This is a genomic window from Vitreimonas flagellata (assembly GCF_004634425.1).
GTDB lineage: Bacteria > Pseudomonadota > Alphaproteobacteria > Caulobacterales > Aquidulcibacteraceae > Vitreimonas > Vitreimonas flagellata.
Genome location: NZ_SBJL01000002.1, coordinates 752343 through 766948 on the forward strand (window position 1 = coordinate 752343; position 14606 = coordinate 766948).

At 61.0% G+C, this 14606-nt stretch carries 14 protein-coding genes; 9 read left to right on the plus strand and 5 right to left on the minus strand.

The annotated features are described in order from the left end of the window. Positions 1-80 precede the first annotated feature (80 nt). Both EPJ54_RS11595 and EPJ54_RS11600 read left to right on the plus strand, forming a co-directional pair. Positions 81-1163 carry an AraC family transcriptional regulator gene (locus EPJ54_RS11595; protein WP_135211870.1) on the plus strand — a complete coding sequence of 361 codons (1083 nt, stop codon included), beginning with the start codon at positions 81-83 and terminating at the stop codon, positions 1161-1163. A gap of 54 nt (positions 1164-1217) precedes the next feature. Further along, positions 1218-2459, plus strand: a complete 1242-nt coding sequence (locus tag EPJ54_RS11600) for an acyl-CoA dehydrogenase family protein (RefSeq protein WP_135211871.1) — start codon at positions 1218-1220, stop codon at positions 2457-2459. Here the strand turns inward: EPJ54_RS11600 and EPJ54_RS11605 are convergent. Together EPJ54_RS11605 and EPJ54_RS11610 are read right to left on the minus strand one after the other, a co-directional pair. After that, positions 2456-3235 carry an enoyl-CoA hydratase-related protein gene (locus EPJ54_RS11605; protein ID WP_135211872.1) on the minus strand — a complete coding sequence of 260 codons (780 nt, stop codon included), beginning with the start codon at positions 3233-3235 and terminating at the stop codon, positions 2456-2458. The two genes, EPJ54_RS11600 and EPJ54_RS11605, sit on opposite strands and share 4 nt — an antisense overlap. Positions 3236-3247: 12 nt before the next feature. Beyond that, entirely contained in the window at positions 3248-4081 is an 834-nt protein-coding gene (locus EPJ54_RS11610; protein ID WP_135211873.1) for an SDR family NAD(P)-dependent oxidoreductase, read from the minus strand. A gap of 91 nt (positions 4082-4172) precedes the next feature. Between EPJ54_RS11610 and cofC the strand changes: the two genes are divergently transcribed. Beyond that, entirely contained in the window at positions 4173-4880 is a 708-nt protein-coding gene (gene cofC / locus EPJ54_RS11615; RefSeq protein ID WP_135211874.1) for a 2-phospho-L-lactate guanylyltransferase, read from the plus strand. Here cofC and cofD read toward each other — a convergent pair. Beyond that, complete coding sequence (gene cofD / locus EPJ54_RS11620) at positions 4877-5815, minus strand: 2-phospho-L-lactate transferase (protein WP_135211875.1); 939 nt, start codon at positions 5813-5815, stop codon at positions 4877-4879. The two genes, cofC and cofD, sit on opposite strands and share 4 nt — an antisense overlap. After that, entirely contained in the window at positions 5812-6576 is a 765-nt protein-coding gene (gene cofE, locus EPJ54_RS11625; RefSeq protein WP_239590884.1) for a coenzyme F420-0:L-glutamate ligase, read from the minus strand. The genes cofD and cofE overlap by 4 nt, the downstream gene beginning before the upstream one ends. A gap of 322 nt (positions 6577-6898) precedes the next feature. On the opposite strand from cofE, the gene EPJ54_RS11630 reads away from it, so the two are divergent. From EPJ54_RS11630 to EPJ54_RS11645, 4 genes are all read left to right on the plus strand, one after another. After that, positions 6899-8185, plus strand: coding sequence for a site-specific integrase (locus tag EPJ54_RS11630; RefSeq protein WP_135211876.1), 1287 nt, complete (start codon positions 6899-6901; stop codon positions 8183-8185). A gap of 318 nt (positions 8186-8503) precedes the next feature. Then, the gene (locus EPJ54_RS11635) at positions 8504-8878 is read left to right on the plus strand and encodes a hypothetical protein (protein WP_135211877.1); all 375 of its coding nucleotides are present in this window, start codon (positions 8504-8506) and stop codon (positions 8876-8878) included. Positions 8879-8945: 67 nt separating this feature from the next. Further along, entirely contained in the window at positions 8946-9167 is a 222-nt protein-coding gene (locus EPJ54_RS11640) for a hypothetical protein (RefSeq protein ID WP_135211878.1), read from the plus strand. A gap of 780 nt (positions 9168-9947) precedes the next feature. Continuing rightward, positions 9948-10439 carry a hypothetical protein gene (locus EPJ54_RS11645; protein ID WP_135211879.1) on the plus strand — a complete coding sequence of 164 codons (492 nt, stop codon included), beginning with the start codon at positions 9948-9950 and terminating at the stop codon, positions 10437-10439. A 334-nt stretch (positions 10440-10773) separates the two neighbouring features. On the opposite strand, the gene EPJ54_RS11650 is transcribed toward EPJ54_RS11645, so the two are convergent. Next, on the minus strand, positions 10774-11031 hold the full coding sequence (locus EPJ54_RS11650) for a helix-turn-helix domain-containing protein (protein ID WP_135211880.1): 258 nt from the start codon (positions 11029-11031) through the stop codon (positions 10774-10776). Between the two features lie 79 nt (positions 11032-11110). On the opposite strand from EPJ54_RS11650, the gene EPJ54_RS11655 reads away from it, so the two are divergent. Together EPJ54_RS11655 and hsdR are read left to right on the plus strand one after the other, a co-directional pair. Continuing rightward, positions 11111-11815, plus strand: coding sequence for an SH3 domain-containing protein (locus EPJ54_RS11655; protein ID WP_135211881.1), 705 nt, complete (start codon positions 11111-11113; stop codon positions 11813-11815). 330 nt (positions 11816-12145) lie between these two features. After that, on the plus strand, positions 12146-14605 hold the full coding sequence (gene hsdR, locus EPJ54_RS11660) for an EcoAI/FtnUII family type I restriction enzme subunit R (RefSeq protein ID WP_135211882.1): 2460 nt from the start codon (positions 12146-12148) through the stop codon (positions 14603-14605). The last annotated feature ends 1 nt before the right edge of the window (position 14606 follow it).

The window sequence follows — 14606 nt, forward strand, 5'->3', positions numbered from 1 at the left end:
GGCAGATCGCAGCATCAGCCATACAGTTTTGAAAATAAGAGAACAAAGCGCAGCAAAAACGAGCGCGGAGGAAGCACTCGATGGCGTCAAATCAGGATGGTCAGCACACCATTTTGGCAAGCTGGGTCGGCGCGCTGGCCACGGCTGTTCAACGTGAAGGTCACAACTGGGACGAGCTCTGCCGTACCGAGAAGGTGATTGATCCGCGGCTCTCCGCATCGGGCGCTCGCCTGCAGCACGACATCATGCGCGATATCTGGACGCGCGCGAGCACGCTTACCAACGATCCCGCGATTTCCCTGCGCGCCGCCAAATGCTTGAAGCCGCACGCGCTGCATTCGCTGGGCTACGGCATGATGGCCGCGTCGAGCCTCGATGAAGTGTGTCGGCTCGTGCAGCGTCATTTCCACGTGATCAGCACCGCCGCCGCTTTGGATATCGAAGTCGGCTCGAAATATTACACGCTGACATCCGTGTGCGAGCCCGCCGTCAACGACGAAGGTTTCGAGATGTTCATGGCGTTCATCGCTGGCGTATTCGATCTCATCTCCAACGACGAAATTAAGCCTGTGAAGGTGTCGCTGCGTCGCCCCGTCAACAGCAAGGCAGCGCGCGATCGCTATTCCTATTGCTTCCAGGCCGACACGGAATTCGAAGCGCCGCAGAACATGATCGTCTTCGAGAAGGCGCAGCTGATGCAGCCGCTGCCGACGGCGAACCCAGAAATCCGCCTGATCAGCGAGCGTATGATCGCGCAATATCTGGAAGACTTCGGCTCCGGTGAATTCCGCACCATCGTGCGGTCGCGCATCCTTTCGTTGCTGCGCAACGGTCGCGCCTCGGAAGAGGCGGTGGCGAAGGGCCTCAATATGAGCTGCTCGTCGCTCTCGCGCCGCCTACGCATGGAAGGTGTGACGTACCGTCAGATGCTCAACGAAACGCAGAAGAGCCTGGCGCTGCAACACCTGCAAGACGTGGCGCTGCCGATCAGCGAGATCGGCTTCCGTTTGGGCTTCGAGGATTTGAGCTCTTTCTCCCGCTCCTTCCGCCGCTGGACCGGCGTGTCGCCGCGCGAATGGCGTCGCCGTCACTGCGGCCCGGAAGGTTTGGCTGAGGAAAAGACATCATTGGACAAGTCCGAAGAATTGGACTGCGTAGCATAGAAACACGCTAAGCCGTCCGCCTCCCCGCGTTGACGGGGCGCTTGAGGACGTCTGATGGATTTTGATTACTCGCCACGCGTGAAGGACCTGATAGCCCGCGTGCGCGCCTTCATGGACGAGCAGATCTATCCGATCGAGCACGTCTATCATGAACAGATGGCGGCGTTCGGCACAGGCCGCGATCGCTTCCAGACGCCGCCGATCATGGAAGAGCTCAAGAAGGCAGGGCGCGCGGCGGGCCTTTGGAATCTCTTCCTGCCGCACAGCGAGCACGGCGCCGGCCTCACCAATCTCGAATATGCGCCGCTGGCCGAAATTCTAGGCGAAGTCTATTGGGCCGCCGAAGCGCTGAACTGCACCGCGCCCGACACGGGCAACATGGAAGTGCTCGATCGCTACGGCAGCGAATACCAAAAGGAGAAGTGGCTGAAGCCGCTTCTGGAAGGCGAAATTCGTTCGTCCTTCCTGATGACCGAACCGGCCGTCGCATCCTCCGACGCGCGCAACATCCAAACCAGCATCAAACGCGACGGCGATCATTACGTCATCAATGGCCGCAAATGGTGGTCTTCGGGCGCAGGCGACCCGCGCGCGAAGCTTTTTATCCTGATGGGCAAGACCGACCCAGACGCACCGACCTATTCGCAGCAATCCATGATCCTGGTGCCGTCGGACGCGCCAGGCCTCACCAAGAAGCGCTTCCTCAACGTGTTCGGCTTTGACGACGCGCCGCACGGCCACGCCGAGATCATTCTCGAGAACGTACGCGTGCCGGTCGAGAACATGCTGCTCGGCGAAGGCCGCGGCTTCGAAATTGCGCAGGGCCGCTTGGGCCCAGGCCGCATCCACCATTGCATGCGCACTATCGGTGTTGCTGAGCGCGCACTGAAAATGATGACCGAGCGCCTGATCCAGCGCAAAGCCTTCGGGAAAGCCATCATCGAGCATTCAGTGTGGGAGCAACGCATCGCCGAAGCCCGCACCAACATCGAGATGTGCCGCCTGCTGACGCTGAAGGCCGCCGACATGATGGACAAGGTCGGCAACAAGCAAGCGCGCGGCGAGATCGCCATGATCAAGGTCGCCGCGCCCCGCATGGCGCTGCAGGTGATCGACGATGCGATCCAGGCCTTCGGCGGCATGGGCGTTTCGCAGGACACGCCGCTCTCGCAGATGTTCGCGCACACGCGCATACTGCGCATCGCCGACGGCCCGGACGAAGTGCACAACCGCACCATCGCCCAGCTTGAAATCGCCGCCGCGAAAGAGCGCCTGCGTCTGCGCGAAAAGGCCTAAACCTTCGGCTTACGGAACGCCGCGAGCGCCGCTTGGTGCTCCGGCGTTGCGTGCGCCAGCGAGTTCATCGCCGCCGCCAATTCCAGATTTGCCGCCAGCGTACTGGTGCGCGCCTCGCGCATCAGACGCTTGGTCATGCGAACGGCGTTCGGAGGATTTGCGGCGATGCGGCGCGCAATGCCGAGCGCTGTCTCCAGCAAATCCGCGTCGGGCACCACTTGAGAAACCAACCCGCACGCCAACGCTTCTTGCGCACTGATGCGGTCGCCCGTGAACGCCAATTCGCAGGCCTTTGAGAACGACACCGCGCGCTGCAACAACCATGCGCCGCCGTCGCCGGGCGTCAGGCCCAGCTTCACGAAGCTCTCGGCGAAATAGGCGGACTCGCCTGCAAGGCGGATGTCGCACATGCAGGCGAGGTCACAGCCACCGCCCATCGCCGCGCCATTCACGGCAGCGATGGTTGGGATTTCGAGCGCTTCAAAAGCCAACGGGATGCGCTGCACGCCGACGCGATACGCGCGACGTGTCTCCACCCCTTGCTCATGCACGAGCCCCACGCCGACTTTCAACCCATCGATGTCGCCGCCGCTGGAGAACGCCGAGCCAGCGCCTGTCAACACAATGGCGCGCACATCGCCCGCCGCCTCCGCACGCGCCAAGGCGTCGACGAGCGCCTCGACCGTCGGCTGGTCCGACATCGGATTGCGCCGCGCCGGCTGGTTGAGCGTTAGCAGCAGTACCGCGTCGAAACGCTCCTCCAGAAGGACAGTCATGAGAGCGCTCCGTTAGGCGACGGCGCCCATGCCGCCGCCGCACACAATGGTTTGGCCGCTGATGTAATCGCTCTCGGGAATGCAGAACAAATAGACCGCACCGGCCGCTTCGTCCGGCGTGCCGCCGCGCCCGAGCGGAATGAGCTTGTCGGCTTCGGCAACCGCCGCCGCGGGCACGCCCATCTTGATGTTGCGGCCTTCGATCTCGATGCCTGTGTCGCCTTCTTCGAAGGCCTTGGTCATGCGGGTTTGGATGTAGCCGAACGCCACTGTGTTCACGGCCACGCGATAGCGACCCCATTCCTTCGACAAGGTTTTGGTCAAGCCAATGATCGCCGCTTTCGCTGCGGCGTAGTTTGATTGGCCCGGATTGCCGGTCGTGCCGGCGACGGAGGAAATGTTCACCACCTTGCGCACGAAGCGCTTGCCTTGCTCGGCCTCGCGCTTCGACAGAACTCGGATAGGTTCGGCGGCGGCGCGCAGAATGCGGAACGGCGCCTTCAGATGCACGTCCATCACTGCGTCGAATTGTTCGTCCGACATCTTTTGGATGACGCTGTCCCAGGTGTAGCCCGCATTGTTGACGATGATGTGCAGGTCGCCAAAGCGATCGAGCGCGGCCTTGACGAAACGATCGCCAAAATCGGGCGCCGTCACTGAGCCGGGCACAAGCTCCACTTCGCTGCCGAGCGCTTTGATCTCGGCGGCGACTTCTTGCAGCGGCGCCTCGTCCAGATCGTTCAGCACCAAGCGCGCGCCATCGGCGGCCAGTTTCAGCGCAATCGAGCGGCCAATGCCGCGACCCGCGCCCGTCACCAGCGCCACTTTACCGTCTAGCTTCTTCACGATCGCATCCCTTCAAATCCGCTTCACCGAAGGTCGTGGCACGGCGGCGGCGCCATGACCTGACCGTTTGCGCCTCGTACTTGCCAGGTTCGTGCGTGATCGGCGGACCGCGCTTGCGCCACTCGACCGCCACGCGCACATTCGCGTCATGGATGCGCTTTCGAGCCCCCTGCAGGTGATCTTCGCGGCGCGCGGCGGGCGCGACGCCAAATCGCGCTGCGCAGCGGCACTTTCGCCTGACGCGCGCGAAGCGCTAGCCGAATGCCTGCTGCGCGACGTGCTCGACTCCGCGCAAGATCGTGACGTTTGGCTGGTGACGCCAACGCCGCAGCTCGCCGATATCGCCGGCGCAGCGGGCGCCCATGTTATCGTCGAACGCACCGGCGACGGGCTCAATGGCGCTTACGCACAAGCGCTCGCGCACATTGGGTACGACGAACCGCGCGTCCTAATGCCAAGCGATCTCGCTTATCTCTCGGCCGCCGATTTCGAAGAGAGCGAAGTCGCGCTTCGCACAGCCGACGTCGCTATCGCACCCACGCAACATGGCGGGACGGGCGCGATCTTTCTCCGCGCGGGCCTCACGTTCGAACCGATGTTCGGCGCCAACAGCTTCGCGCGCCACGTGGATCAAGCACGCACCGCTGGCTTGCGCTTAGTCATTCTGGAAACGCCGGGGCTCACGCGCGACGTCGATTGGGTCGAAGATCTTGCCACGCTGGCAAGCGAGCGCCCAGACTCGCACACCGGCGCCTTCGCGCGAGCCTGGCTCGCCGCTACCGCCGCACCCGCGCGCTAGGCTGCGATCTCGTCTGCGAGCGCCAGGGCTGCGCGCGCGACACGGACGCGATCCTCGAGGCTCTTCATGAGCGTGTCCGCATAAGCATGGCGCAAGGTAGGCGCGGTGCTCGCTTGATCGCGTTCGTCCAACAGAATGCCGTCGAGCACGCCCTCGTAGTGCGCCCCGATAGTGTGCGGCGTTGCTTTGAGGCCGAGCTCGTCCATCAATTTCTTCGTCGGTCCCTTCACGGCCTGACCGCCCACGAGCGGCGATACAGCCACAACCGGCGCTTTCGCATCGCGCAACGCCTCGCGAATACCTGGCACAGCCAAAATCGGATCAATGCTCAAATACGGATTAGACGGCGCAATCAAAATCGCGCGCGTGTCGCTTGCGCCAATACGCTCCAACACGCCCTCGGCCGGCCGCGCTTGCGCAGCGCCGACAAACTCGATCGCGTTCACCACTGGCGCGCAACGACGTCCAACGAAATAGCGCTGAAACTCCAGCCGCCCTTCATCCGTCTCAAGCCAGGTCGCGACCGGATCATCCGACATCGGCAGAACTTCCTGCGTTAGACCCCAAGCGCGTGCATACGCCGCCGTGATCTCTGACACGCTCTGCCCACGCGCCAGACGCTGCGTGCGCTCCACATGCAGCGCCAGATCGCCGTCGCCGAGCAGGAACCAATCCTCGCCGCCGATCGATTTGAGCGCGTCCATGAAATTCCACGTCTCGCCCGCACGCCCCCAACCGCGCACCTCGTCGGACTTGCCCGCGAGCGTGTAGAGCAACGTGTCGATGTCCGGGCACACGCGTAGGCCGACATGGCTGAAATCGTCGCCCGTATTGACGATCGCGGTGATCGAAGCCGGATCGATCGCGTGCGACAGGCCAAGCACGAGCTTGGCGCCGCCAACGCCGCCGGTGAGAACAACAACGCGTCCGCTCATCGAAAGAGATCCTGCTCAATCGGCCGATTAATCGCCTGCGCCGGCGAAGCAATTTCCGCATGCGGATCACACCCGCGCATCAAAACAAGCGGCACAGATTCCGCCGCTTCGCCGGACGCCAAACCCGCCGCCGCCGCGATCGCATCCGCCAACGCCACGCGCGTCACCTCAAGCGGCCTCCCATCGCGATCGGCAATGCCGCGCTGATCGCGCACCGACGCTACACCAGCGGCGCCAATCGCCACATTCACAACGCCGTCGCGCCACGGCCTGCCAAAACTGTCCGAGATGACCACGCCGATCTCTTGGCCAAACGCCGCCGCGATCACCGCGCGCAAGCGCGCAGCACTCGCATCCGGATCGCGCGGCAATAGCAACACGCGCTCCGGCTTGCCCGGCCCAATGTTCGATTGATCGATGCCCGCATTGGCCATCACGAAGCCCAGACGATGGCGCGTGATCAGCACATGCGGCACGGCGCGCACCACATCGCTGCTCTCACGAAGCACCATCTCGACCAGGCGGGCATCCTTCTTCACGACGCCCGCCAATTCCTCAGCGCGCGCGCTCGGCGCGATCTCGGTCAAATCGGCTAAGCTGTTTTCGGCCTTGGAGACGATCTTCTGCGTCACGATCAGGATGTCGTCGGGCTTGAGCGGTGCGAACGGGCGCAGCGCATCCAGCACCAGGGCGCCAAGGTCCGCCCCCACGGCGACTTCGCCGATGCCGCGAATGGGCGCGATCGAGATCAAAGCTGCCAAGCTCCTGGGCGCAAGTTCCGGCCCTGCTTAGGCCCGGGCCACGCCCACGCACAATCGCCCAAGCCATCACAGGCTTGGCGCGCATCGCAAAAATGTCCGTGAAAACATGGAGCGGGCGATGAGATTCGAACTCACGACCCCAACCTTGGCAATAATTTTCGGCCGGATTTGAGGTCGCTTGATCGACTTTGACGGAGCTTGAAAAACCACACGAAGTCAAGCCCTTGGAGCCATTTCCAAGTTTGACGCGGCTCGCTAATTCAGGTTCTAGTTTGATATGCGGTGGCTACACGGTGGCTACACGCGAACCTGAGTTCTCGATATGGCGCGCGCGAAAATCACGAAACGTTTCGTGGACTCGCTGTCCCCTGCGGACGGCACGCGCTTCCATTTCGACACTGAGCTTCGCGGCTTCGGAATACGCCAAACCGCCTCTGGCTTCGCATCCTACATTTTCGAGTACCGGCCCGGCGGTGGCGGCCGGAGATCGCCTAAACGCCGGCTCACGATCGGAAGTGTTTCGAGCCTTGCGCCCGACGAAGCGAGGCGCGTCGCAAGGAAGCTCCAAGCTGACGTCGCTCACGGCAAAGACCCTCAGGCCGAGCGCCAGGCCAGACGACGAGAGCTGAAGGTTAGCGAGCTAATCGATCTTTGGGACCGTCAGAACCCACCAGGTCGCAGAAGCGGCGAGCCGATGGCTGCTCGGACCAAGGCCTACACTCTTGGCCGCCTGCGCAATCACGTGTTGCCGTTGATTGGCGCCAAGCGCGTCAGCGAAGTGAGCGTTGCTGTCGTCAACGAGGTGCTGAAGCGCGTCACCAATGGCGAAACCGCTAGGCGAGCGCCCTCGGACAAGAAGCGAGGAAGAATTGTCGCGAAAGGTGGCGCGGGTGCGGCGCTAAAGGTCGCCAGCGACCTCTCCATCATCCTGGCGTACGCCGTCGAACTCGGCATCCTACCAACCAATCCCGTCACGGGGGCGCGCAAGCCGAAGGCTGGCAAACGGCATTCTTACCTAACCGCCGAGCAAGTGGCCGCTCTCGCCAAAGCTTTGAGTGAGATGGAAGCGGCCGGAACCAACAAGGCTGGCTTGGATCTTATCCGCCTACTCTTGCTTACCGGGGCTCGCCCCTCCGAGATTGAATCGCTTCGCTGGGAAGAAGTGGATTTAGAGAACGCCTGCCTAAGGTTGTCGAAGACAAAGACCGGCTATTCGCGTCGTCCTCTGTCGCGACAAGCAATCGAGCTCATCAAAGCCCAGCCGCGAACTGACAGTCCCTACGTCTTCCCTGCCACCCGAGGTGAAGGCAATTTTGTAGGATCGAAGAAACTCTGGAACGAGGCGCGGACCAGAGCAAAACTCCCCCACGTTGTCCGGTACGATGCGCGGCACATGGTCGCGACTCTCGCACTGTCTTCAGGTCACGACATTGCGGCGGTTTCAGCGCTGATGGGACATGCTGGCCCGAGAACTACACTGGCAGTTTATGCCCACGTGCTCGACAATAATTCGACACGAGCAGCCGACGATGTCGCTGATCGAGTTGCGGCGACCATGAACGTTGTTTCTACCGATCAGAGCGCGCGCGCCGACGAAGAAGCTGCCTAGTCGCCGCTGGCCGGTGAGGATTTGTCGCCGTCCACTGTATATACTCCAACCATCGGCGCGGTGTCGGTGGTTGGAGCCCCGATGCGCAAGATTCTCACCCGGCGCGAAGCAGCAGCATTTCTCACGGAGCATGGCTGGCCCTGCTCCGTGAAGACGCTCGAGACCTATGCTTCGCGTGGTGGCGATGCGCCTCCGTATCATAAATGCGGGCGGCGCGTGGTCCACTTTGAGGATGAGCTTCGGGCGTGGCTTGAAGCGCGCATGCGGGGACCATTCACAAGCACGTCGAACTATCGCTCGACATGAAGGAAGAACCCCATGACGACTAGCATCAAGAACTTTGTGAGCCTCGGTGAAGCCACTAGATTGCCGGAAGCCCAGCGCCTATTTGCGGGTGGCACATCGCAGTTGGCGACCCAGCTGAGCAGCAAGAACCCACCACCCATCTGCACTATCGGTGACGAAGTGCGAATCTGGATTCCCGATTTTCTTGCTTGGCTTCCGACCTACCTCGAAGACATTCGACGCGCTCAGGTGCCAAGCAAACCGCGAGCGCAACGTCGCAGACGCCCTCGTGTCGGGGCAATCACGCCCGAAGAAGTTATCACGATGACCGCCGCATCTGAGCCCAATTCAAATGCGCGGTCTGACGTGGCGAACGATCAGGCCACGGTGCTTGAACTCGCGAGTTGACGCCCACTGAGGGTGTGGTTCTACTTGAGGGGCGGGGATTTTCCTCGTCCCTCAATGGAGCGACATCATGTCAGACCAAGAGGGTGCATCACGCGAGCAAGGCTTTGTCTTCTTGCCTGCGATTAGCGGCGAAGGCGTGCTTGTACGCCGATCGCAAATCATCGGCGCTCGGCCCAACGGACATGAGGGCGCAATCGTTTACGCAAACGGTTCCGGCCCCAGTCTCTACACCTCTCTCACAACGCGCCAGATCGCCGACCTCGTCGGCGCTCAGGTTGTGAAACCGTAGTGACGACAATTACGACGACCCGAGAAATCGGGTCGTCGTTTAACCCCGAGCATAAAAATGGCCGATACCCCTTCGGACGAAGTCCTTTGCTGGGCTGATGTCCAGACACCGTCATTTGAGAGTGAAGCGCCCCCACGTAGCGCCTATCTCACAGACACGTTCGCGATGAGCGTTGCGCTACCAGACACTCACACAGAATGGTGGGTGCGCGATACGGAGCAGCCTCACCTACACCTTCGTCTACGAGGCACGAGCAAGCGATACTATTTTCGCGCAAAGGCGCTCGATGAATGGGAAAAGCCCAAGAAGGAACCTATCGGGCTTGTGGGAGAAATCTCCTGCAGCGATGCGCGGCTCAAAGCATCAGAACTGTCTCGCTTGAGGCACTTGGGCGTGACGTTGCCAAGCGAGACGGGCTTGACACCCATAAGCGTTGCCGACGCGTATGAAAAATATGCCCGACCCTTTGCCCCAAGCAAGCACTGGCAACGAGATGACGCGCTCATGCGGCGCTTCGTCATTCCGTCCATTGGGTCAAAGCGGCTGAGCACACTTGGACGATCTGACTTCGTTGCGTGTCTCACCCCGGCCGCCCTACAGGGCCGGACCCCAGTTACTGTGCTTCACAAAAGACTGCGCGCTTTCCTCTATTGGGCGACGGAGCGCAACTTCACTCACGCTAATCCCCTCGCCCGATCAGCGCCCCCTGTAGCCCCACGGCGCAAGCAGGTGCTCCTGCATGCCAAAACGCTTGGCCAGATATACGCCGCGTCCAGAGAGATGAGCTGGCCTTGGTCCGGCATGATTGGCCTACTCTTCTTGGCTCAGTTGAACGTGAGCGCGGCGCGACATGTACGTGTCCATGACGTGAATTGGACCGACGAGACGATTTGCCCGCCTAGCTGCGACCGCTCCAACACATCGCATTGGGAAGCTCTCAGTCAAATGGCTGTGCATGCAATTGCGCCGGGTCGTGACGCGAAAGAATGGTTGTTCCAATCCCCCGTCTCCGGCGGACCTTATGACCTACGCGGCAACATTCGCCGCGAACTGCAAGAGTGCTCTGGTACGTCTACCCACTGGACATGGAGCGATCTCGTCCGATCGATCCGAGCAGCGTTCGACGCCTTCAAGAATCAGCGTGCGCCAGCGGGCGACAATATCGAAGCTCAGCGACAGCTTCAGAATGCGTGGGTCGAAGAACTCTTGCGTCTCAACGATGAATGCCTCCGGTCCTTCAACCCGACTATCGACGACGAGCTTGAGCTTTGACGAATCCGGGTCTTCCAAAAACTTGCCACAGCTTGGCGCGGCGCATTCTCCTCCACACAGGGAGTCGCAACACCTTGGGCGTCATTTCAGGTCATGAAATGCGCAGGCCGCTCGCGAAGCAGTGCGGCCGGAGCAAACCCGCAGTTCCAACGACACAGATGAAACGGGCGGTGCAATCCGCACGAAATGACCGCAACGGGGGCGAGTCGAAAACCCAACACGACTCTCTCGACTCGGCTCTATTCGGGCAAAGGACCGGGCCCTATTCCCGCCCGCTCGGCGCGCAGATCGAAAATTTTCCGGGACACTTAGGGCGACCCCGAAATCCCAGCGGTCAGATTTCGATCCGCTTCGGCATGCGCTTAACGGCTTCCGCAAACAGCTCGACGGGATCGCGCCGGAGCGCCCGCGCGATAGCGCAGAACTCCGCCACATCGAGACGGCGCACCTTGCGTTCGTACTTTGACACGAAGGGCTGCGGTTTGCCGAGACGCTCCGCTAACTCCGCCTGGGTGAGACTCGCGTCGTCACGCGCGGCGATCAGGGTGTCGACCGCATACCCATAAGCATCAGTGAACGTGGACTTCGGCATCGCCGCCGCTCCCCAAAGGAGCGATGGCCTTGATACCAAGACCGAATAATACGAATTTGGACTATCGGAGGGTGCATCGATGGCGGATCAGAACGCGCAGCAAAAGGTCGGGGTACTTCTGGGAGTGGGAATATTCCTGCTGCCAATAGTCTTTGTCTGGGCGCTTCTCAGACGTGGTCATTCCACGCTCGCGCGCGCCCTTGGCTTTGGCTGGCTCGCCCTCGGCATAGTGGTCGTGTTCGCCGCGTCTCAGAGCAATCCAAGTCCGAGCCGTGACCCAGTTTCGATTGAGGTTGCGGAGGAAGTGTCGAGCGCGCCTACTCGAACCGCCTACGTCGAACCCCTGGAGACAGAGGAGCGGTCCGCTCCGGATGGGCCGGTGGTCAACCGCATCTACCGAGGACAACGCCTCGATATCTACGCTGTCGAAGGCGACTGGGCTCGTGTCACCGCTCCGAACCTCGATCCGCGCTGGGTCAGGCTTTCCCATCTGACCGATACAATGCCCGCCGAGGGCGATCGATCTGCCACGGCGAGCGACCCTCGCCTCGCGGCGCTACCGGGCGTGGGAGACTACGGCCACACCGAAGCCGATGTTGAGGCGCTTCGCGCTGGAGCTTTGCAGCTTCTCAACTCGGGCCAATGCACGCGCATCGACGATGCCAACAAGAGCGTCAACGTAGCCGGCGTTTACTTCATCAACTGTGGTGAGAACACCAACCGCTTCTTCCGAATGCAGGACGGCGAGCCGCGCTTCTGCGGCCGGAGCGCGGACGCGTGCTAGCCTAGCGTGAATACTCAGCAGCAAAGGTATGAGGACTCATATCCTGGCGCTCCAATCTCTTTGCGGGCTCGAGATGCATCGCCGGGACTGATGACAGGCAAGCTCGCGCCAAGAACCATTGATCAGCATCGAAATCGTGAAGGCTCTGAAGCTAACGATAATCGGAAGTGAAAAGAGGAAAAGAACAGCATCAATCTATAGACTGATAGAGCTATCTCATACTTGGGATCAACTTGGGACCGGGGGCACTACTCTAGGGTTGCGCTCCCGGTCTTTTGCCGCCCAATATATGCACAGGGTACGAGCAGTGAGGCTCCGGGCGGAAGATCGATGGATAAGAGGTCGCTCACAGAGCGTGACATCTGCTCGAAATTCATAACCCCTAACGTCATCGCCGCTGGCTGGGACGATCAGCTTCAAATCCGCGAGGAAGTGAGCTTCACGAAAGGCCGCATCATTGTGCGGGGAAAGCTCGTCACCCGGGGCAAAGCCAAGCGCGCCGACTACATCCTCTACTACAAGCCCAACATCCCGATCGCGATCATCGAGGCGAAGGACAACACCCACAGCGTCGGCGATGGGATGCAGCAGGCGCTTGAGTATGCCGAGACCCTCGACATCCCCTTCGTCTTTTCAAGCAACGGCGACGGCTTCCTATTTCACGACCGCACCGGGTTCAGCCCTACAAAGGAAGCGAACATCGCTTTGGACGCCTTCCCGTCCCCAGCAGAGCTTTGGGCGCGTTACCGGCAGTGGAAGAATCTCGGAGCCGACGCCGAGAAGATTGTCCTTCAGGACTATTATGACGACGGCAGCGGCAAGGCCCCGCGCTACTACCAGGTCAACGCCATCAACGCGACGGTGGAGGCTATCGCCAAGGGTCAGAACCGCGCCTTGCTCGTCATGGCAACGGGTACAGGCAAGACCTACACAGCGTTCCAAATCATCTGGCGTCTATGGAAAGCGAAGCAGAAGAAGCGCGTCCTTTTCCTCGCTGACCGCAACGTCCTCGTCGATCAGACGATGGTCAACGACTTCCGGCCCTTCGGCCCAGCGATGGCGAAACTCAGCACTAAGTCCGGCACCATCGAGCGTGCTGACGGCTCGACAGTCGAACTCGCCACGGCGATCGACAATCAGCGCCGCGTCGATACCGCTTACGAGATTTATCTCGGCCTCTATCAAGCGCTGACCGGCCCCGAAGAACGCAAGAAGCTCTACAAGCAATTCTCGCCCGGCTTCTTCGACCTCATCGTTATCGACGAATGCCATCGCGGCAGCGCCGCCGAAGATGCGGCGTGGCGCGAAATTCTCGACTACTTCTCAGCGGCGACGCAGATCGGGCTGACCGCGACCCCAAAGGAAACGGCGTACGCCTCGAACATCAATTATTTCGGGGCTCCCGTTTATTCCTACTCATTGCGCCAAGGCATTCGCGACGGCTTCCTCGCGCCCTACAAGGTCGTTCGGGTCCACATCAATGTTGATATCGAGGGTTATCGCCCCGAAGCCGGCGCGGTCGATCGCGACGGCGAGGAGATCGAGGATCGCATCTACAATCAGCGCGACTTCGATCGCACCTTAGTTCTCGACGACAGAACCAAGATCGTCGCCAAGAAGGTCTCCGACTTCCTCAAGGAAAGCGGCGATCGATTCCAAAAGACGATCGTCTTCTGCGTCGATGAGGAGCACGCGGCGCGGATGCGCCAAGCGCTGATCAACGAGAACAAGGACCTCGTCGATCAAAACCATCGCTATGTCATGCGCATCACAAGCAGCGACACCGAAGGCCAGGCGCAGCTCGGTAACTTTATCGACCCCGAGTCGAAGTACCCGGTCATCGTCACCACCTCACGCCTCCTATCAACGGGAGTGGACGCACAGACCTGCCGCGTTATCGCCATCGATCGCGCCGTTGGCTCTATGACTGAGTTTAAGCAGATCGTGGGTCGTGGCACGCGAGTCCACGAGGATACGCGCAAGTTCTACTTCACGCTGCTCGACTTCAGGGGTGCGACCAACCACTTCGCCGATCCCACGTTCGATGGCGACCCTGTGCAAATCTACGAGCCAGGCGACAACGATCCCGTTGCGCCACCGGAAGACGCCCCGATCGTCAACGACGAGGACGATCCTATTCCGGCTCGCCCGGACCTGGACGAAATAGTCCTCGACGCGCCGGAGCCTCCAGACATCGACTTCGGCGGTGGCGTTCAAGAGCGGCGCAAGATCTACGTTGACGGCGTCGATGCCCAGATCGTCGGCGAGCGCGTCCAATACCTCGATGAGCATGGTCGGCTTGTCACCGAGAGCTTGCGCGACTTCACGCGCAAGGCCTTGAAACGACACTTCGCGTCGCTCGACGACTTCCTGAGACGCTGGAAGTCCACCGAACGCAAGCAAGCCATCATTGACGAACTGAGCGAGGAAGGACTGACTCTTGAGGTGCTCGCCGATGAGACGGGCAAGAACCTCGATCCGTTCGATCTCATCTGTCACATCGCCTTCGATCGGCCGCCTCTCACGCGCAAAGAGCGCGCCGAGAGCGTTCGTAAGCGAGACTTCTTCACACGCTACGGCGATCAAGCGCGAGCGGTCCTCAGCGCCTTGCTTCAAAAGTACCAAGACGAAGGCGTTCTCAATCTGGACGACGCCAACGTCCTGAAGATTCCGCCGATCTCCTTTCTCGGCACGCCCGTTCAGCTCATTGGCGCATTTGGCGGCATTGAAAAATTCGAGGCTGCCGCGCATGAGCTTCAGGAAGCGATCTACAACGAGGGGAATCAGTAGC